This is a genomic window from Sphingomonas sp. S-NIH.Pt3_0716, from assembly GCF_003950715.1.
Classification (GTDB): domain Bacteria; phylum Pseudomonadota; class Alphaproteobacteria; order Sphingomonadales; family Sphingomonadaceae; genus Sphingobium; species Sphingobium yanoikuyae_A.
The window spans coordinates 156,006-174,706 of sequence record NZ_QLJK01000003.1; the positions used below are offsets into that span (position 1 = coordinate 156,006).

Here is an 18,701-nt window from a genome sequence, read left to right on the forward strand (position 1 = left end):
TGATGCTGACGCAAGATAGCAATGACGTTCTTCTCAATCCCGTCGCATCGACGATCATCGGTCTCCTTGAAATTTTGGGCGTCTCCTTTTCTCGATTCGCCATCAGGGCGCACCTTTCATCACACGCAAGCTATCCACACCTCACATTAGCTGACGTGATGGACACCTTGGAATTTTTGGGGATCGAATGCTTGGCGTTCGAGACTGCTCCCGATCTTATAGATCGAGTGCCTTTGCCTGCGGTTATACCGCTCTGTGATAGAGCGCTCCAAGATAATGTCCTTTTCGTACTGGCTACCTCTGCGGATCCTGAAACGGTCGGTATTGTTCACCCCCTGCTTGGAGACATCAAATTGAGTCGCTCGAGGTTCGAATCTGAGTGGAGTGGCATTGGCCTGTTTGCTCAGGCATCTCCGGGACAGATCATCTCTCCCCCAAGCACATTGGCGCTCGAAGCCGAAGCTGCGCAAGCCTACCGTGCAAGCATGAGGCTCGTCGAGAATGTCGTATCTATGGAAGATTGTGCGGCCATCATCGCTTATTGCGAGGATATGAAACTCTTCGACAAAAGTGAGATCTTGATCGATAGTCAGAGTGCTGTCGACCGGGTGGCTCTCGATCAAAGCCGGACAAGCTCGTCGGCACTATTACAATGTGACGGTAGAGGATTCATCGCAAAGCTTCGTAAGGTCGTGGCACATATTCTCGGCGTGCCCGATTCGGACCTCGAGTCCCTTCAGTGCGCCCGCTATCTTCCTGATCAGGAGTTTAGACCTCACTTCGATGCCGGACCGAACGCCCCGAGGACTGCGACAGCCATCGTGTATCTTAATGACGACTTTGAAGGCGGCTCTACTTTGTTCCCGGAATTGAAGTATGAGGTACGCCCCAAAAGAGGGAGCTGCCTCGTTTTCCGCAACCTGGATGATCAAGGCCGCCGACTTCCTCAATCCCTGCATGCCGGATTGCCTGTGCGCACCGGTATTAAATATGTATGCAATGTTTGGGTGCGTGCTGATGCGAGTAGTTGACACCATCTTAGCCCAAGATGTCGCCTCGAAGCGCATTTACGGAAGCTTGCATTGGGCCGGACTCTCAGTGCTCGCGCTCATGGCCCTCGTCCAAATCTTCCCACCTAATTATGGATCGGGACCAGCCATTTTTACAGGAACATTTTCCATCGGAGTGGCAGGGGCAGCGTGGTTGTCGCTGGGGCCAGCAAAGACCCCATTATGTACCGGTGTTTTGCTAGCCGGATTGCTGCTCGGGTTCTACATTTTCGCAGGCTCCATTTACGTATGGCCGCTGCACTTGCTTCTCCCCCTTATCGCTACGCATCTCTTGGTTCGAAAAGCTGTCGGGAATAAAGTGCCAGAATATCTGAGCCGCGGAACATACGGATGGCCCGGCTTTGCATTGACCCTCGCCAGTGCCTTGGTTGTGGCCATCACTCTTTTGGCATGGCTGCATTTTACGCAGCCCGACCTCTCAGATGCACGAGCAATGCTGCCTCGCTCGCCAAGCACGCTCCTCTTATCTGGAATAGGCTTCTCGATAGTGAATGCCATTCTTGAAGAGACTGTATGGCGCGGAGTGCTATTGCATTGGCTAAAGCAAAGGTTCACACCTACCTTAGCAGTCGGACTTCAAGCCGTATCCTTCGGTGCCGCACATTGGAACGGCTTCCCCAACGGATTGGCAGGCTCGCTCCTTGCGTCAATTTTCGGAATTGGCCTTGGTTTGGCGGCTTTGCGTTGCCGTGGCCTTGCTGCGGTTACTGCGACGCACGCACTCGTGGATGCAGTCTTATTCACTATCTTGGCCAGCAGCACGTTCTAGGTCACGCACAGGAGGGGTTATAGCATTGCCGACAGCAGCCTTGCTCTCGTTAGATGGACATCTCGATGAAGCCACCGCGCTTCAGCTTCTCACGCAACTGAAGGTCCTACCAAGTGAGGTTGAGGATCTAGCAGCGGCGGTACTCAGAATACGCATAGGAGGCGGTTCTTTGGGGGCGGCTCAAGCGGTCGCAGAAGGGCTGGACACGCTACGTACAGAATTAGGCATCCCTATAGTCGGGTTGGTTATCGAAACAGCACTATCGGCAGGCTTCTTTGCCGCCCTGGCATGCGACCACGTTGTGGCCAGCCCAGCGGCAAGCCTCGGTGGCTGTGGCGCAATTGTGCGCCGACTATCGATTGACCGACTGCTAGCTCGGATCGGGGTTTCATACCAGCCGATCACAAGTGGCTTGCTCAAGGATAACTTATTTCCGCTTAACGCCCTTGAGGCGCAGCAAGAGGAGGATCTCAAAGGCCTAGTTTCCGATCATCTCGCACAATTTATGTCCTTCGTACGAATTCGCCGAGCCGTTGATACTGCCGTGCTAGATCAAATTTCCGAAGGACAGATATTTTCGGGCATCAAAGCCTTAGACTTGGGTTTGATAGATGAGAACGGCGCGATGTTTGCGGCGCTGACCGCCGCAGGAAGGTTGAGTTCTGTAGATACGCTGCGCGTTCAAGCTGTTTCCAGCGACAGCTCCAACTCAGCAGAATCTAGCCTCATTGAAGGCATAACTAGTTTTCTTACCCGATGAGAGCTTCTTCACCCAAACCGCATTGACATTCAGTTTTTATCTACTCATCATGACCCAGACAATTTTAAATTGTCGATTCTCAAATCTATGGAGAAATGACTATGTTTGAGAATAAGAAGGCAGATAACTTGAAGCAGGAAAAGCGTGTTCGCATCATTGATGGCGAGCAGATTACGGTCGCTTCACGCAAATCGCTTTCCGCGGTCCAGTCGTCGATCACGTGCAATGGTGGACTACCGCGCCCGAAGTAACAAACGGGTAAATAGCGCACACCCTATAAAATCGGCCGGGCGTGCTGGAAAGCGGGCTCGGTCGAGCCACCACTGGGGTAAGCGGTGTATGATTTCTGAGCGTCGCAAGCTCATTCCGACTTGGGTCGTGTTCACGGTAAAATTACCTCCGAGTATCCGTACCATTCCAGCAAGAGTGGTTGGAGCGTGGCGACTCTTGATAGGGGTAACCGTTTACGATCGCAATCAAGTACTAGAAATTATGGCGAACGCATTGCGTTTGCCCCTGCCAAAAACTATACTCACATTATTAAATGCAGAGATTAACACAGCTAGAGCTCATATTGAGTTCGCTGAATTTGAAGCCATTCCCAAACATGAATTAGTATCGTGGGTAGCTAATCATACCTTAATCGAGAACATCGAGGCGCTGGAAGAAAGCTTGGAACAACGCAAATCGACGCTCATCTTGTCGACGTCGTTCGCATCCCATTACTATGGCTTAGTCTCCCCTAGCACCTCTCCTCGTATTCACAAAATAGCGCCAAAGATTGTCGTTCTACAACCCAGCATTGCGTTGGAACCATTAAATGCGATTGGCTTCTACGATCGCCTAGAAACGGCAGGCGCTGTTCCGATCGAGACAATTCCTGCCGACTCGCCCTATTCCATGATTAAAGCAATCAAATCCATGAAACGCGGTGGACTTGGTGTGGCTCGATTTGACTCGCTGCCGACTGAAACAGGCAATTTCCTGCTAACTGAAATGTTCGGCATGGAAGTGGCATTTCCAGCCAGCCTCCTTCGTATGGCGCAGTTGTCCGATGCCGCCATTCTACCGCTATTTATATTTCGCCGAGGCGGCAAGTTTGTAACCAGGTTCGGTTCGCCTGTGCTTCTCACTCCAGACGCTACAACCGAACATTTAACGCTAGCCGCTAATTCGTTGAGCAAACAGGTTGAAGAGGAAATACGTAAGCGCCCAAATGAATATACTGCCTGGCATGGCTTCTACGAAAAAGTACGAATAGCGCGTGAGATTCGAAAACTGCTCGTCAACGACAAAAAAATTTCTTAGCGACCATTGGCAAAAGATAACAAGGGCAAGCATGTTCAAGAATTCTCGCGATTTCCTTGCGATCATATTGGGGAATTTTATCGCAAGACCTATTTGGCTTCTCCTCGCCGGTGCCATGCTTTTGATTAGCGCTGTAACGCTCACTATTCTTCCTATCCTGGCTAGTGGCGTAATCGAGCAATGGACATCCAAAAAGTCTGTAACTTTAACTCCTTTTGATCCTTCACTGATCGGATTACTAGCAGTTTTTATTTCATGGCTAATAAGCTCATCAATCAATAGTTTTATTCAAGAGGAGAGCAACCAGCGAACTGTCTTGCGTGCACAACTAGAGTTATGCCGACGCTGGTTACAAAAGGCTCCCTCTGCGGACGAAGCTAGCTACGGCATAGTGACGCGGATTACCTCGGATGCCCAGACCTTCGAAAAGGCTCTTGCTGCAATCACTCATCACGCCCCCTTAGCCATACTTCAACTCGTTGGGGCACTGGCGTGCATGATGCTTGTAGCACCCATACTAGGGCTGGTTTTCGTGCTCTGTCTGATCGCCATTGCTGGCGGCCTGTCGCTAGCCGAAAGTCGACTTGTTGCAATGTCGCACCGCGTCATCAAAGCTACGGAAGCTACGATGTCGAGTTCGATAGAGGTACTCACCCATAATAGACTTATTCGACGATTCTCGCAGGAAGAGGCCGAGTGCGATCGAATTCAAGAGTCTCAAAAAATCCTGCTAAATCTTCTAAATAAACGTCGAATAAGCCAGATCATTGCGAGAGCACTAATATTTGTAGCACTGGCCTTGTCCATCGGCTTAATCACGTTAATCGGAATCGCACGCATCAATTCCGGTAATGCGATCCTAGGCGACCTCGTTGCATTCGTAGGACTCGCGTTAATTGTGGGGACATCCGTAACTTCGCTTACCGACAGCCTCGCCGCGATTGCAGCAGGAGTAGAGCCACTTCGTAGATTAACAGAGCAGTTTGAATCTCCATCGTTACCTAAGAGGCGAGTAGAGCTTCTCCCGAATCAAAGTCCTACATTAAGGATTGCTGGCCTCCAATTCTCCTACAGCAGCAATGATGAAGATTTCCTACTGCATATCGACCACCTCGAAATCCGCCCCGGTACCACGGTTGCATTTGTAGGCGCCAGCGGCTGCGGCAAAAGCACATTGCTGAGATTGATCGCAGGCGAAGAAATTGCTCCAAAAGGATGTTTGTATCTAGACGGATATGATTTGAATGAACTCGATCGAGCTACTCTCCGAACAAAAGTAGCTTACTTCGATCCAGCTGCGCCTATCTTGGCAAGGTCAGTTCGCGATAACATTTCTTTCGGTCGAAATAAATCTCAATCAGCATTTGACGATGCGGTCACTACTGCTTTGGCAGAAGATTTATTAACCAAGGGAGGCGACGGGCGTGAGTTCCCCAGAGGGTTGTCGAGCGGGCAAAGGCAACGGATCGCTCTTGCGCGTTCGTTGATGACCCAAGCTCCACTGCTTCTCCTCGACGAGGCAACCTCGGCCATCGATTCTCGGCAAGAGCGAGACATCATTGAATCAATCTCCAAGCACTACCCCGGCACAACTACCATCATCGTATCACACCGACTTTCAGCAATACGGCATGCGGATCAAATTTTCGTATTCAGTGGCGGCCACATTGTAGAATCCGGAACACACGAGCAATTGCTGCGAAATCGCAGCGCTTACACCGCGCTATTTTTTGATCAACTCTCCAGTGACCGACAATGAACCGGAATGCTCTGTAAATGGGTAAGCGGTTTTCTCAGAGTTCGATCGAGAAGATCTTCGGGACATGGAAGCGATGCTACGGCCTCAGGCGAATGCGATGGCGAGGTCTCGCCAAGGCCGTCGCGCAAGTCCACCTAACCGCCATCGCCTATAACCTCAAACGCACAATGCCCAAGCATTAAGGCTGCCCCGAATCCTACCAAAGTTCCGCCAGTCTAGGAAGATGCCATCACAAAGTAGAAAAACGGACGCCTCTAAAAACCACTGGCGCATGAGGCGCTGAGCTGATTCAATCCGCGTGGTAACGGCGGGAGGCAGCGATGGCGCAACCGGGTTTCTTTGATGTTGATGAGCGGCTTGCGGCGTTGTCGGCAGCGGGAGATCCGCTGGTACGGCTGAGCAAGGTGGTGGACTTCGAGTTGTTCCGGGATGTCCTCGACAAGGCGTTGAACCGGTCGGATCGGAGCCAGGGCGGACGGCCCCCTTACGACGCCGTGCTGATGTTCAAGGTGTTGGTGCTGCAGGCGCTGTACAGCCTGTCGGACGACGCGGTGGAGTTCCAGGTCCGCGACCGGCTATCGTTCATGCGCTTTTTGGGGCTGGGGCTCGGTGACAAGGTTCCGGATGCCAAAACGGTCTGGCTGTTCCGCGAGCAGCTCGTGCAGGCGAAGGCGATAGATCCTCTGTTCGCCCGCTTCGATGAAGCGCTGCATGCTGCGGGCTATCTGGCGACGGGAGGACAGATCATCGACGCGACGGTGGTTGCAGCGCCGCGCCAGAAACTCAATGATGACGAGAAGGCGACCATCAGGGGCGGCGGTACGCCGCCGGACTGGTCGAAGGCGAAGCGCCGCCAGAAGGACACCGACGCGCGCTGGACGATCAAGCGTGGCCGCCGCAAGCGTAGCGAGACGAACGAGATGAAGGCGGCTGGCGTCGAGATTGCGGTGCCGATCTTCGGTTACAAGAACCATGCCGGCATTGATCGCCGCTTCGGCTTCATCCGACGATGGTGCGCGACCAGCGCCGCCGCGCACGACAGCCGGCCGTTCGAGGGCCTGCTTGATCCGAAGAACACCGGTGCTCGGGTATGGGCAGACACGGCGTATCGATCGAAGCGTAACGAGGCGGCGATGCGCAAGCGTCGCCTCATCTCACAGGTTCATTTCCGCAAGCCCAAGCGCAAGCCGTTGCCGTCGCACCATGCTCGCGCCAATGCGGCGAGATCACCAGTGCGCTCGGCGATCGAACACGTGTTCGCCGGACAAAAGCACCGGATGAAGCTGTTCGTCCGCACCATCGGCATCGCGCGCGCCACAACGAAGATCGGTATGGCCAACCTGGCCTACAACTTCCAGCGCCTCGCCTGGCTCGACGCCCGAACTGCGCCTGCATGAGGAAATTCAGGGCCGATCACACCGCAAGATCGGCCCACTTCCGATCGAAATCGTCTCGAACAACTCGGTAACTGCGAAACTGGCGCTCAACGTTTCCTACACGCCGCATCAGAACCCGGTTCTTCGAGCTATCCAAACGATTCAGTTCCAGCGGACTGCGCGCACCCGCGCACCGGCCCTAGCTGGACGCCTCGAAAAACGCTGGCCTTTGGGGGGTAGATTTGATTCACTTCGCCGACGCTGTGGCGGAGGCAGAAATGGCAGGACAGCCGGGTTTCTTTGATCTTTCGGACCGATATGAGGCGCTGAGCGCGGCAGGCGATCCGCTGGAGCGGTTGTCGGCGGTGGTGGACTTCGAGCTATTCCGGGGACCGCTGGTGGCCGCGCTGCGCCGTGGTCCTCGTAACAAGGGCGGACGGCCGCCGTTCGATCCGGTGCTGATGTTCAAAATCTTGGTTCTACAGGCGTTGTATTCGCTGTCCGACGAGGCGACCGAGTTTCAGATCAAGGACCGGCTATCGTTTCAGCGTTTCCTGGGCGTGGGGCTGGAAGGCACCGTGCCCGATGCCACCACGGTCTGGCTGTTCCGCGAACGGCTTGTGACGGCCAAGGCGATCGACCGGCTGTTCGCGCGCTTCGATGTCGCGCTCAAGGACCAGGGATACCTGGCCATGGGCGGTCAGATCATTGATGCCACCGTTGTACCCGCACCCAAGCAGCGCAACACCCAGGAGGAGAAGACAGCGATCAAGGAAGGCCGTATCCCCAAGGAATGGACGCCTGCCAAGGTCCGGCAGAAAGACCGCGATGCGCGCTGGTCGATCAAATATAGCAAGGCCAAGGTCCAGGAAGGCGCCGATCCCAGGGCGGCAAAGCCGGTCGATCTGGCCATTCCGATGTTCGGCTATAAAAATCATATCGGCATCGATCGGGCTCACGGTCTGATCCGTACCTGGGATGTGAGCGCCGCCAATGCTCATGACGGGGCGCGACTGCCCGATCTGATCAGCAAGGATAACACTGCATCGGGCGTTTGGGCCGATACCGCCTATCGATCGAAGAAGAACGAGGCGTTCCTCGCCAAGGGCATGTTCACCAGCAACATCCACCAGAAGCGCCTACCCAGACGGCCGTTGCCTGAACGGATAGCCAGAGCCAATGCAAGGCGCTCAAAGGTCCGCGCCGCCGTTGAGCATGTTTTTGCCGGGCAGAAACACCGCATGGGCCTTGTCGTCCGCACCATCGGCATCGCTCGCGCCACTATCAAGATCGGCATGGCCAACCTGGTCTATAATTTCCAGCGCCTCGCATGGCTCGAAGGCCGAGCTGCGCCTGCATGACACGAAAACTGGAATCAGCGATCGGCTCCGTCCAGAAAATCAGCGGATCGGTGCAGCGGAATCGGCACTACCCGCCCGCTGCCGCCTCCTCCTGCGCCCAGTTGGACATAATCCGACGGTTCTTCGAGGTGTCCAGCTTCGTCATTTTCTTCGATATGGTATGGTTTATATCGTAACCGCCCGATTGTTACCGCGAAGGTTGTGCCTTGAAGCGGGCGGCGAGTTCGGGATCATCGACGAAGTCATCGAGGAACTGGTGCCAGGAGGTGGTCGTAAGACGGGCCTCGCTGAGCATGTCAGTGAGTTCTTCGATGCCGTGATCGGTTAGCGCGGTGATGGCCTCGTCGGGGCCGATGTAGACGCTGATGATGTTTCCGTAGGTCAGATTGTCATCATTTGAGATGATGGCTTTCAGCAATTCCGCGTCCTCGTCGAGGATCCTGGCGACATAGTCGAGGGTGAGGACGTGCGTGACCGCGGCCATCAGGCGGCCAGTGCTCGAAGGAGAGTCAGCGGCGCCCAGTTCCAAGGTAACAATTCGTCGATCCTGTTGATCTTGTGATCATGGATGCGATTGAGCAGGTCGGTGATATAGGCCTGAGGATCGAGTCCATTCATTTTGGCGCTTTCGATGAGTGTCATGGCGCGAGCGAGGGTTTCGGCGCCGGCCTCGGAGCCGGCGAACAGCCAGTTTTTCTTGCCGAGACATATGGGCCTGACGGCGCGTTCGGCGGCATTGTTGTCGATGGCGACGCGGTCATCGTCGAGAAACAGGCTGAACGCGTGCCAGCGGCCGAGGGCATAGCGAAAGGCCTTGGCGAGATCGCTTTTGCCCGGGATTCGGGTGAGCTGCGTCTCAGCCCAGGCATGCAGGGCCTCGAGCCTGGGTTTGCTCAGCTCCTGACGCACGTCCCGACGGATATCGGCAGACTTACCGGCGATCTCGCGCTCGATGTCATAGAGCTGCCCGATACGCTCAAGCGCCTCGTGTGCTATTTCGGATTTCTGGGACGTCCAGATGTCGTGAAAATCGCGTCGCCAATGGGCAAAGCAGGCTGCTTCCCGGAAACGTGGATTCCCATCCGCGTCAGGTTCGTAGAGCTTCGCATAGCCTTTGTAGGCGTCGGCCTGGAGAATGCCGTTTGCGTTGCAAAGTTGGTCCTGGACGTGCTGCGCATTCCAGTTGGGCGCATAGCGATAGACGACCCCGGGCGGCGCGGCACCGGCCCAGGGGCGCTGATCACAGACATATGCCCAGATCCGGCCTTGCTTGACGCCTTTGCCGATACCTTTGGCACGCCGTTCTGGTGCCAGCACGCGGATGGGCGTGTCGTCGGCGTGCAGGATGTCGCTGTCCAGGACCGATGCCTCGATCTGGTCGATCACGGGCTGCAGGATCCGCATCGAGTGGCCGCACCAGTCGGTGAGCGTGCTGCGCGGAATATCGGCGCCCATGCGCGCGAAAATCTCGTTTTGCCGGTACAACGGCAAATGGTCGTCGAACTTGGAGACCAGCACGTAGGCGAGGAGGCTTGCGCCGGCCATGCTGCCGGGGATCGGGCGGCTGGGGGCCGGCACCTGCACCATCTTCTCGCAGCAGCGACAGGACTTCTTCGGGCGAGCGACCTCGATGACCTTGAGCTTTGCCGTGATCATCTCGATGATCTCACTCACGTCTTCACCCACGAAGCGCAGCTCGCCCCCGCAATCCGGACAGGTGCTGCCGGGATCGAGTTCGTGGCGTTCGCGCGGCGTGTCCGGCGAGACACGCGGGCGACGGGACGGACGCGACCCGGAGCCGCCCTCGGCGGGAGCAACCGCATCGGGATCATCCCGTTCGCTTGCCACGAGACCCTGTTGGGCGACGGAAACGAGAACGTCTTCGAGCGCGAGTTCGAGTTGCTCGATCTCGCGCTGGATCTTCTCGGAGGACTTGCCGAAGGCCTGCTTCTTGAGCTTGGCGATCTGCAAACGAAGAGCCTGGACGACCAGGTCATGGGCGCGCAGCGTCATCGTTAGCTTCGCGTTCTAGTCCTGCAACTCGGCGATCATCGCCTTGAGGAGTGCCGGATCTTCGGGAAGATGGGATGCCGCGTTGAGCATGGCCTTAGGTACGGGAAAACGGCCAAAAAGTACAGAAAAACAGACGCTTTCGCAGAGGTAAGTTATCCGGCCCGGGCCGGCGGCGCGCCCCAGTCCGGGCGCCTCCAGTCGATCCCTTCCCACAACATCGCGAGCTGGGCCGATGTCAGGCGCGCCGTCCCGTCAGTCGCCCCGGGCCAAGGGAAACGGCCGCGCTCCAGAATCTTGTAATAGAGGCAAAATCCCTGACCATCCCAATAAAGCAGCTTCAGCCTGTCACCGCGCCGTCCCCGAAAGGCGAATACGGCACCGCTGGTTGCCTGCTGCCGCAACACGGACTGGGCAAGCATGGCGAGACCCGAAATCCCTTTGCGCATGTCAGTGACGCCGCAGGCGAGATATACCCTTACTCCGGTTCCCGGTCCGATCATGCAGCTTCCACCGACCGGATGAGGCGGGTCAGGGTCGCGGCTTCGATGCCACTATCGAAACGAAGGCGCCGTCCTTGCCCCAGACATAACTCGACAATGGCGGGCGAGACCGTCTGCTCCTCGAGGGCGAGTTGCGCGTTCAGCATAGGAGCGCCGATGTCGAACGGCAAAAAGGTTGGCCCAACCGGCGCCGGCAGCAATCCTCGCTCCTTGAACTCTCGGCGCCAATTATAAATCTGGCTTCGCGACACATCGTAGCGCCGCGCAACACGCGCCAGCGTCTCACCGTTCACCCCCACTGCCGCGAGAATCTCCAACTTCTCCGCGTCCGTCCATCGACGACGCCGTTCCCGGCCCAATATCTCCACCGCCGTCCCTCGCTCTCGATAAGGACGTCCATATCGACGTCCTTGTCGACGTCTCTTACCCGCTCAACTCACATCTTGGCAGGCGGCCTCAGCCGTTCGGTTACTTTATATCAAAGATGAGCCCTCTCATAATAGCTCAAGGAAAGAGGTGCGGCTCCATGCGCCATTCCCGGCGCGGAGCAAATATCTTGAGCCGATCGCCCGATAGTCTTGCGCGTTTATGACCGAATGTCATGCTGTGCAAACCAGGCGCAAGTACCTTCACCGTGTGCAGGCCCCGTTCGCGCGCCGGCGTGTAGCTCTGGTCGACGACGATGACGTCCTTAGCGTGCGCGAGCGTAGCAGATGCGTATTCGTCGAATAGTTCGTGAGCGTCGCGCTCGCAGACCCGAGCAGGGGCGATCGTGTGCCCGCTGCGTCTAAACGCTTTCGAGTTCAACGCCCAGGGCGAGTTGCCTTGGGCGGCGTGGTTTTGCATCGTCAAAACGGTTTCGGGGGCCATCAGCAGTGCTTCAGCCTGCTGACGCCGCTTTGCTCGTTCCTCCACGTCGTATACGCCAAGCATGGCGACGCCCTCCTGGAGCGCGGCGGCGCAGGCCTTGGCGGGGTCCGGATGGGCCGCAGCCGTTTGGCTGATCCACGGCAGATAACGTCCAGTCGTGTCGCGGATTTCCGCTGCCACGGCGTGGCCCGGTAGGCCACAGCCGATGTCGAGGAGCGAGACCTCCACGCCCTCGCCGGAAAGGCGGGCAATGACACCGCGCGCCCAGTCGTTGAGCACATTTAGCGAAATCTTGTCGACCAATCGGGACGAGTGCCAGCTCGTCAGGAAGGCGTCACGCTCGATCACCTCGAGCAACCCGTAGAGCGCAGCTTCGCCCACACTGCCGCCGCCAGCGCACCCGTTCGATATCTCGTAGACGAAGCGTCCGCCGAGCGGGTTGCTGACCCCGAAGTAGACGAGTTGGAGAGGAACCAAGACAGGCGCGCCCTTGCGTACCGACCACCCCCACACCCATTGGTAATGGGCAGCCTCATCGTAGGGCCGCCAATTGGCGAGGTCAGGATCTTCGTCGTTTAGGATGAAGTCGCGCGGATCGACCGCATCGTCGCCCAAGTCAATCCAACTAGCCTCGACTAGTTCGACCCCGCGCCAAGGACGGAGTGCGCCCCAGCGCTCGACCGCTTCGGCGACGGCCGTTACGCGGTCTGCCGTAGGCAAGCCGCTGCGGCCATGGCCGTATTCGACATCCTGCGGACCGGCGAACGGCTTGAGACGCGCGCTCGCTCCCGACATGGGGCTGTCGTTGCGGAACTCGGTAATGCCGCGCACGAGGCCGATGTGACTGTCAACGAGACCCGTGATCGCATGCTTTAACTCTCCCCCAGACAATCTCCTCATCCCGCCATGCGCGTCGTCACCCCGCGCCAACATGCCCCTCGCGTGCTTCCGGTCCATCGCTTTGACTTCATGCCTGTCGCATCCAGGGTGCCGATTGAGCGTGTGCTCGCGCGCCTGACCCGTCAACCAGTCGATTCGCCGCGGCCGTGCGCCAGGGGTAGCCGCCAAAGCCGCCTTGTGCGCGTTAATGAGGGACCTTAGGTGTCTGGCTGGCGGATCGCCCCAGCCGCAGCTGAGCTCATTACCGCGCCACGCCTTAAGGCACTCTAGGCAAGCTCCATTCGGTAGCAGCCATGTTTCCGCCCCGTGGTTCCATTCGACAATGCTCATAACGCGTCCCGTGCCGTGCTGACGTGGCCAGTCGGCGCGCCCCCTATTTGCGCGGTGCTCAGCGCATTGCCGATGGCGGTCGCAATGGCCTCGCCCCTGTCCACACCGCTACCGTTACCTCTGATTTTGCCAAGCGTAGCGGTCGCCATCCATTTCTTGTCACGTTGGATCACCTGGACGCTGGGTGCACCTCCCGTGTATAATTCAGAGACCCGCCACAGTACTGCTGCCTTGCTGCTGAGATCATCTGCCACGACGTTTTGCGCTTCGCAGTCTCCTTGCTTTTCAGTTTCGTCTTCCTGTCGATAATTGATACCGTCCTTGGCACTCAGTCCCGCGAGCGCGACCGCCAACGCCCGCTCGTCAGCTTCTTGCGGGGTTAGCCCCCATTCGATGAACATTTGGTCAGGCGCGTCACCGTTTCCCTTCAACTTGATTGCCCGATGCGCCAAGGGAAAGGCAGGCTCAACGTCCACAGCCGCCGCAAACGGGCTGGCCTCGTTCAGCCATTCGGCAGTGTCGGCCAACAAGTCCGACCGTTCGACGGTCGCTATGCCAAGTGCGTTGTCCGGCTCTAGGTTGAACTCATTTGTCAAGCCTCTGTCATCCACCAATATAATTTTCCCGGCAACTATATGGGGGGCGATGACTGACAGCAGTACGTAGCGAACGATCGTCGCCAAAACTATGTTACGCTGCCAGAGATCATGGCGACATTTGCCTTTGACCTCAGCTTGCGACAAGGGGATGTGCGGCCCGGGCCATGCGGCTTCAAATCCTGGGGGCGCCGCACCGATGACCGTCCCCGCACTCGTTTCGACGGCAACCACGGCCAATCGTTCAGTCGTACAAATCTCGATCCTATCGGCGGGCGCCCTATTGGCTACATGCCCCCCCGCTTCCTCCACCTGTCGTGCGATGTTGTCGACCTCCCATGCATCGGGTCCGCTTACGGAAATTCCGATCTCCAACCATGTATGGAGCCGTTCCTCCCAGTCGCCGCCAATCGTCAAAGCCAGCATGCCAGTATCAGATTCGACCACTTCAGACGCTACCAAACCGCGCGGAGCTTCTACCAGCATCCCCTTGTCGGTCATATGTGACAGGATCGCAGCCATTAGCGGCTGCGCTTTTGCTGGAAGGCCGGCCTCTAGCTCCGGCACCGTGCGGCGTCCGTCGATCTCGCCTACGAGTTTGTCGGCTATAGCGGCGACCTTGGGACTGGGGAGCAAGAGACCGTCGTCGCCATGCGTGACGAGGAGGCCGCGCTCGGTTACGCGCCATCTCACATTGGGCTTGACCTTTGGTCGCTCCATCGCGTCTTCCTAGTTCTTAAGGTTCACCCCAAAAGTTGTTAAGTAATACCAGCATGTTGTGATTCACGCCGTCCTGCGAGAGATGGAGCGATCAATGGATGGACTGGTATTACTTAACAACTTTCGAGGCGGGCTCTCATAGTGTTGCACGCACGGTAGTGAATTCTACCCCGAGTTCGGTCATCGTCCTTTTGCCTTTGTCATCAGACGGAACGTCGAACGGTTGCGGTAACGCCTCAACAAACCTTACATCCCCCGACGTTCCAGCGATTTCCTTGCGCATCGCCAGGACCATAGCAGGGCTGCGGCGGTCGACCGGCATCGGCTTTTGGCGTCGTTTCGTCCCGCCACCTCCAGCCCGCTCGTCGGGCGCGGTCACATAAATCCATCTCGGCATGTCCTCGTCGTCCATCCAGTCGTTGAACGCGCGGTGGTATCCAACGTCGTCCATGTCGCAGCCGGGCGTCCGGCTATAAGGCGCGATCAACTGCCGGCGACAAACGGTTATCCTGCCGACGTCGACGCGTGGACATCGTTTAACGCCGTCTGCGTTCTCCCGAACAAGCGCGGTGAATGGTGCCCATGTCTCGACCACGCTTTCTGAATTGGCCCCAAGCATGCGCGCGACGAGGTGAAGCTGCGGCATGGCGCCGGTCGCCAGGATCGAGGTAAACGTCAACGTTGTATCGCGGCCGTCCGCTCCGGTGAACACAAGGTCGCCAAATTCTGGCCGATGTCGCAGGCCGTATGCCCCGATGCTTTCGGCGCTGCTCTCTGGGGTGTCGATCGGGGGTATAAAGACCTTGCGCGGAAGGATGTCAGGCCGGTCTGCGGCGTTGAAGCCAAACCAGCCGAGAATCTCCACTACCCCGCCTTCTTCTGATATCATGTCAAGATATTCTCGGATCGGTGCAATCGCCCATGAGTCTGCGTCTAGAAACCGCGAAAAGCTGCTGGCCCAGCCAGCGTGGCAACGGTTGAGCGCGTAGCGCATTTCCCCGTCCTCGTTGTACTCCTGCATGAAGCACATCTGGGAGACTGCGCGCGGTCTCGTCCGCTTGTTGATGAACATTTGCGCCCATTCGGTCGTGAGGCGAACGCATTCGTTGCCGCCCTCATTCAAGCGGGCGGAGATTCGGGCGATCTTCGCTTGGTGTTGGACATCCTCCGCTTTCGTGATTGGTGTCGAGAAGTTGGTCGCCCAGTCCTGCAATAAGCCTAAGCAACTTTCCAGGAAGGGCATTGCCGGCGCTTTCGCTCCCTCCCCGTGCATCTCAACGAAAAATGCCGCGATTTGCGCGCGGGCCCTTTCGATATGCCCGGGCTGGTCCAGCGCCTGCGCAAACCCTACGGCGGTAGCGAGTTCCTCGACGAACCCCGGCTCCGTTTCTAAGGTGAAAGCCCGCCCCTTTGAGTAGGTATCTTGGAAAATGGTGGGTCGCACATCCTGCGGTTTGATCTCAGTGCTTGCCACCCTGGCCAATTCGGCCATTTGGATTGCTATCCCCCCCGCATCACCTATGTCAGCCGCCTCTATCACCTTACCAAGGCTGGAGGCGAATTCTTCCTTAAGGCTGGCGTGGAGTGCTTCAGCCATCCAGCGGGCGGCATCGAGCGGGCGTTGTCCGTAAATGGCTCCACAAACGATCAACTGGCTTGCGATCGCAGACCGCGCCAGGTTTTCAATTTTCTTGCAGTCTTGGCTCGGAAGCATCTGACAGAGGACCGACACCAGTGTACTTTTTGTCATCTGGTCAATCTTCGCCATGGCCGCGACGACCACCTTAAGGGCCCCCGATGTACTCGTCGACTCGGTCATTTTGACGTGCCGCACGCGCGATAACGGGGGGCTATTCTCGATTTTGCGCCATCTCAACAGCCCCTGATCCAAAGTCAGGCTTTGATTTAGCCTTAATGGCGCCTCGTCGCCTAGCTTGTCGAAATCGGATGCCAGCGATTCGATGACGTGTCCGATCGGGCCGTAATTCGGTTGATTCCGTATCGTTCTCTCGGGCGGGGTGTCTGCTGATCCATCACTGGGCCACCCCCCGATCTCTACCTCTCCATAAACGCCGAATGGGCTTGTCTTGAGTGAGATGCGCGCGACCTGCCTGACCGCGCCAATATTGGCGTTGGCGAGGTCTTTGGTCTTCATGCCACCGGGGTTGCGTCTCGCCTTGTCTATTCGGGCGGCAAGTTCGGGGTTGCTGTTGCGCATCGCAGCGACAAGTTCAGGGCGACCGAGCGTTTCGACTGCCTTTGCGCTAATTTCCTGGAGCTCGTGCCGGTAGGCCGTCTGGTATTCGTTCCTAGCCGTGATCGCCTCGCCAATGGCGTAAAGGGCGCGCCGTACGAAACTCACCGCGTCACGTCCTAACCCGTCGAGCACGTTGTCGATATCTTTGTCGCGCGGCTGCTTGCCATTATGCAGGGCGCGTTTGACGGCAAGAGCGGCGTTTGCCGCATTGCGCGATCTTGCATGCAAGTGAGGAAGTGCTCCCTCTAGAGCCTCTACGGCCGGCCGCACCGCACGGGCCATGTGCGTCTCTGCCGCCGCGAGGGCCGTAAGCGCGGCGTGCGTCGCATTACTTGTGACTAATGTCTCCACTGGAAGCCCGGCCAAGCGCTTCACGACGATTGGGCATACGTAAATCGTCTCTTCGTCGCCTGGCACACAGTGCTCCTGATTGTCGGGGTTTCCGCCGGCTGCCACTACATCTTACTGGCATTGTCCCGAATGCGCCTGGAAGTTTCCGGCATGTGCCGCCGGAGGACTCGGTCGATCATGTGGCACGCCAGAAGTTTGGCAGCGACCGTCATGCCGGATGTCAGTTGCATATCGTATAAATCGTTAACCATGTGTCGATAGATGACCCGCCTGGGCGCGCTGGCAATCTGACGCCAGCGGTCTTGGCTCACGGGAATGGGCGGCTCGTCCTCGGCGTCCTTGCGCCCCCAGCTCGACACGAGTTCCTCGTTCGCATGCCAAAAGGCAACGTGGGCATCGTATTGCGCTTGCAATGCGTGCACCCAGTCGCGCGCACTCTCGCCCACCGAACCGTTGTCGCGGAATTCCGCAGAATCGAGACGCGACAGCAGCCGGAGTTCGACCTCGTCGAGGATGGCCGCGTTCGCCTCGCTGGCAAAAATGTGGCGGTAGTTGTCTGCGTGAGCCAGGACCGACATCGCCCAAAGGTTGATGCCGTCGGCCCATTCGATCCTGTCGAGCCCCATGATGTGTAATGCGAATTCGGCGACGGCGTCACCATGGTCATGCGCCCAAATCCGACGCAAGCGGTACTGGACGTCCAGCGTTTTTGATCTGAAAATGTCGCGTATGTGTCCAAGCTTCTCGCTGCTCCGCGGCCTCGGAGGGGTGAAATCCCCGCGTTCGACAACGCCATTCGGCCTCAGGGGAGACGAGTCGGGCGTGAGTCGGCCACGCCCGATTTGAATCCTCTCGTATTCAACTTGCGTTGTATCTTCGCCTCCGCCATGCGCGTCGAGATGGTCCTGGAGCGCTTGTGCTATACACTCAATAGCCTCGTCTCGATGCTCGCCATCTACCGCGACCCTAATGTGCCTTCCACCGACCCAATCGGGTTGGTAGGCAACCGCGGCGCCATACCCCTTAGCGGTTATGGCTTCCACCGATGGCGCCAAAGCTTCCAACACCAGAGGCGTCATGCTCGCGCTGTGACAGTTGGCTCGCAGTACGTATTTCATTACTTGCGCATCCAACCATTAGCCTGAAGCCACGCACGCCCTGCCATGGATGGTCGCTAGAAGAACACTAACTTTATGCGCCGAGCCGGCTGTGTCGCCTTACGCCCTCCTGAACTCAGGTCAGGTCAACACACACACAGCTACAGCTACAAGTCCACGCCATGGTGGACGCGCCGTCGGGTGACGTGCCGGTTGTGTCGGAGGCATTAAGTATCTCGATATCCTCAATATCGATCGATTCAAGCTCGAGGTCGCTCAGGTCAATGCGGTCCACCATCTGTGTCCTCCCTTTACAATCGTGATAATTTAAAATCCTTTACCGAGCATATGTCAAGCACGCTTATCCGCTCGTCGTGATTACACGTCACGGATTTCTTAATTGTCGTTTGTCCGTTCGCACAGGTCTGCACACACCATCAGCGACATCTTTCTTCCTTCCACGACCGGCGCGCGGGACTTCCGCTTCGCGACCAGCATCAGGGCTCCCGTCGGAGTTAGAGACTGCATGGAACCAAGCCGCGCCGTTTTTAGGCCGTTCTTTCCCGCTTCTCCGTTTAAGCACGACGCGCATCAGCGCTAGCTCATCCGAAAACTGCAACCATGTCGCGGAATCCGCATGACTGCCCTTGCTTTCATGGACGGT

The 18,701-nt window shown here is 57.4% G+C and carries 16 protein-coding genes and 1 pseudogene; 8 read left to right on the plus strand and 9 right to left on the minus strand.

Going from position 1 to position 18,701, the window contains the following annotated elements:
* The first annotated feature begins 2 nt into the window (after positions 1 to 2).
* From BRX37_RS03430 to BRX37_RS03465, 8 genes are all read left to right on the plus strand, one after another.
* Positions 3 to 1,031 (plus strand): 2OG-Fe(II) oxygenase, encoded by a 1,029-nt coding sequence (locus BRX37_RS03430; RefSeq protein ID WP_125985520.1) that lies wholly within the window; start codon positions 3 to 5, stop codon positions 1,029 to 1,031.
* Positions 1,018 to 1,839: a CPBP family intramembrane glutamic endopeptidase gene (locus tag BRX37_RS03435; protein ID WP_318276593.1), complete on the plus strand. Its 822-nt coding sequence runs from the start codon at positions 1,018 to 1,020 to the stop codon at positions 1,837 to 1,839. Before BRX37_RS03430 ends, BRX37_RS03435 begins: the two co-directional genes overlap by 14 nt.
* Before the next feature lie 25 nt (positions 1,840 to 1,864).
* Positions 1,865 to 2,599: a S49 family peptidase gene (locus BRX37_RS03440; protein ID WP_164522388.1), complete on the plus strand. Its 735-nt coding sequence runs from the start codon at positions 1,865 to 1,867 to the stop codon at positions 2,597 to 2,599.
* A gap of 339 nt (positions 2,600 to 2,938) precedes the next feature.
* The gene (locus BRX37_RS03445) at positions 2,939 to 3,907 is read left to right on the plus strand and encodes an LpxL/LpxP family acyltransferase (protein WP_164522389.1); all 969 of its coding nucleotides are present in this window, start codon (positions 2,939 to 2,941) and stop codon (positions 3,905 to 3,907) included.
* A gap of 31 nt (positions 3,908 to 3,938) precedes the next feature.
* The gene (locus BRX37_RS03450; RefSeq protein WP_125985524.1) at positions 3,939 to 5,666 is read left to right on the plus strand and encodes an ABC transporter ATP-binding protein; all 1,728 of its coding nucleotides are present in this window, start codon (positions 3,939 to 3,941) and stop codon (positions 5,664 to 5,666) included.
* 17 nt (positions 5,667 to 5,683) lie between these two features.
* Positions 5,684 to 5,848: a transposase gene (locus BRX37_RS27560; protein ID WP_206434100.1), complete on the plus strand. Its 165-nt coding sequence runs from the start codon at positions 5,684 to 5,686 to the stop codon at positions 5,846 to 5,848.
* 138 nt (positions 5,849 to 5,986) lie between these two features.
* Positions 5,987 to 7,063, plus strand: a complete 1,077-nt coding sequence (locus BRX37_RS03460) for a transposase (protein WP_125985525.1) — start codon at positions 5,987 to 5,989, stop codon at positions 7,061 to 7,063.
* A 257-nt stretch (positions 7,064 to 7,320) separates the two neighbouring features.
* Positions 7,321 to 8,403: an IS5 family transposase gene (locus BRX37_RS03465; RefSeq protein ID WP_125985526.1), complete on the plus strand. Its 1,083-nt coding sequence runs from the start codon at positions 7,321 to 7,323 to the stop codon at positions 8,401 to 8,403.
* Positions 8,404 to 8,590: 187 nt separating this feature from the next.
* On the opposite strand, the gene BRX37_RS03470 is transcribed toward BRX37_RS03465, so the two are convergent.
* From BRX37_RS03470 to BRX37_RS26600, 9 genes and pseudogenes are all read right to left on the minus strand, one after another.
* Complete coding sequence (locus BRX37_RS03470) at positions 8,591 to 8,887, minus strand: hypothetical protein (protein ID WP_125985527.1); 297 nt, start codon at positions 8,885 to 8,887, stop codon at positions 8,591 to 8,593.
* Positions 8,887 to 10,506 (minus strand): annotated as a pseudogene (tnpC, locus tag BRX37_RS03475) (IS66 family transposase). The gene BRX37_RS03470 and the pseudogene tnpC overlap by 1 nt, the downstream one beginning before the upstream one ends.
* 62 nt (positions 10,507 to 10,568) lie before the next feature.
* On the minus strand, positions 10,569 to 10,916 hold the full coding sequence (tnpB, locus tag BRX37_RS03480) for an IS66 family insertion sequence element accessory protein TnpB (RefSeq protein WP_125985528.1): 348 nt from the start codon (positions 10,914 to 10,916) through the stop codon (positions 10,569 to 10,571).
* The gene (gene tnpA / locus BRX37_RS26590; protein WP_318276590.1) at positions 10,913 to 11,284 is read right to left on the minus strand and encodes an IS66-like element accessory protein TnpA; all 372 of its coding nucleotides are present in this window, start codon (positions 11,282 to 11,284) and stop codon (positions 10,913 to 10,915) included. The genes tnpB and tnpA overlap by 4 nt, the downstream gene beginning before the upstream one ends.
* A 136-nt stretch (positions 11,285 to 11,420) precedes the next feature.
* Positions 11,421 to 12,743, minus strand: a complete 1,323-nt coding sequence (locus BRX37_RS03490) for a YcaO-like family protein (RefSeq protein ID WP_206434101.1) — start codon at positions 12,741 to 12,743, stop codon at positions 11,421 to 11,423.
* 269 nt (positions 12,744 to 13,012) lie between these two features.
* Positions 13,013 to 14,332: a hypothetical protein gene (locus tag BRX37_RS03495; protein ID WP_125985530.1), complete on the minus strand. Its 1,320-nt coding sequence runs from the start codon at positions 14,330 to 14,332 to the stop codon at positions 13,013 to 13,015.
* Positions 14,333 to 14,468: 136 nt separating this feature from the next.
* The gene (locus BRX37_RS03500) at positions 14,469 to 16,964 is read right to left on the minus strand and encodes a lantibiotic dehydratase (protein ID WP_164522392.1); all 2,496 of its coding nucleotides are present in this window, start codon (positions 16,962 to 16,964) and stop codon (positions 14,469 to 14,471) included.
* Between the two features lie 80 nt (positions 16,965 to 17,044).
* Positions 17,045 to 17,626, minus strand: coding sequence for a hypothetical protein (locus tag BRX37_RS26595; protein WP_164522393.1), 582 nt, complete (start codon positions 17,624 to 17,626; stop codon positions 17,045 to 17,047).
* Between the two features lie 547 nt (positions 17,627 to 18,173).
* Positions 18,174 to 18,335 (minus strand): thiopeptide-type bacteriocin, encoded by a 162-nt coding sequence (locus BRX37_RS26600; RefSeq protein ID WP_164522394.1) that lies wholly within the window; start codon positions 18,333 to 18,335, stop codon positions 18,174 to 18,176.
* Positions 18,336 to 18,701: the final 366 nt, after the last annotated feature.

Coding starts and splice junctions, on each gene's coding strand:
- BRX37_RS03430 (WP_125985520.1), top strand. CDS start 3: ATGCTGACGCAAGATAGCAATGACGTTCTTCTCAATCCCGTCGCATCG.
- BRX37_RS03435 (WP_318276593.1), top strand. CDS start 1,018: ATGCGAGTAGTTGACACCATCTTAGCCCAAGATGTCGCCTCGAAGCGC.
- BRX37_RS03445 (WP_164522389.1), top strand. CDS start 2,939: ATGATTTCTGAGCGTCGCAAGCTCATTCCGACTTGGGTCGTGTTCACG.
- BRX37_RS03450 (WP_125985524.1), top strand. CDS start 3,939: ATGTTCAAGAATTCTCGCGATTTCCTTGCGATCATATTGGGGAATTTT.
- BRX37_RS27560 (WP_206434100.1), top strand. CDS start 5,684: ATGGGTAAGCGGTTTTCTCAGAGTTCGATCGAGAAGATCTTCGGGACA.
- BRX37_RS03460 (WP_125985525.1), top strand. CDS start 5,987: ATGGCGCAACCGGGTTTCTTTGATGTTGATGAGCGGCTTGCGGCGTTG.
- BRX37_RS03465 (WP_125985526.1), top strand. CDS start 7,321: ATGGCAGGACAGCCGGGTTTCTTTGATCTTTCGGACCGATATGAGGCG.
- BRX37_RS03470 (WP_125985527.1), bottom strand. CDS start 8,887: ATGGCCGCGGTCACGCACGTCCTCACCCTCGACTATGTCGCCAGGATC.
- tnpB (WP_125985528.1), bottom strand. CDS start 10,916: ATGATCGGACCGGGAACCGGAGTAAGGGTATATCTCGCCTGCGGCGTC.
- BRX37_RS03490 (WP_206434101.1), bottom strand. CDS start 12,743: ATGGACCGGAAGCACGCGAGGGGCATGTTGGCGCGGGGTGACGACGCG.
- BRX37_RS03495 (WP_125985530.1), bottom strand. CDS start 14,332: ATGGAGCGACCAAAGGTCAAGCCCAATGTGAGATGGCGCGTAACCGAG.
- BRX37_RS26600 (WP_164522394.1), bottom strand. CDS start 18,335: ATGGTGGACCGCATTGACCTGAGCGACCTCGAGCTTGAATCGATCGAT.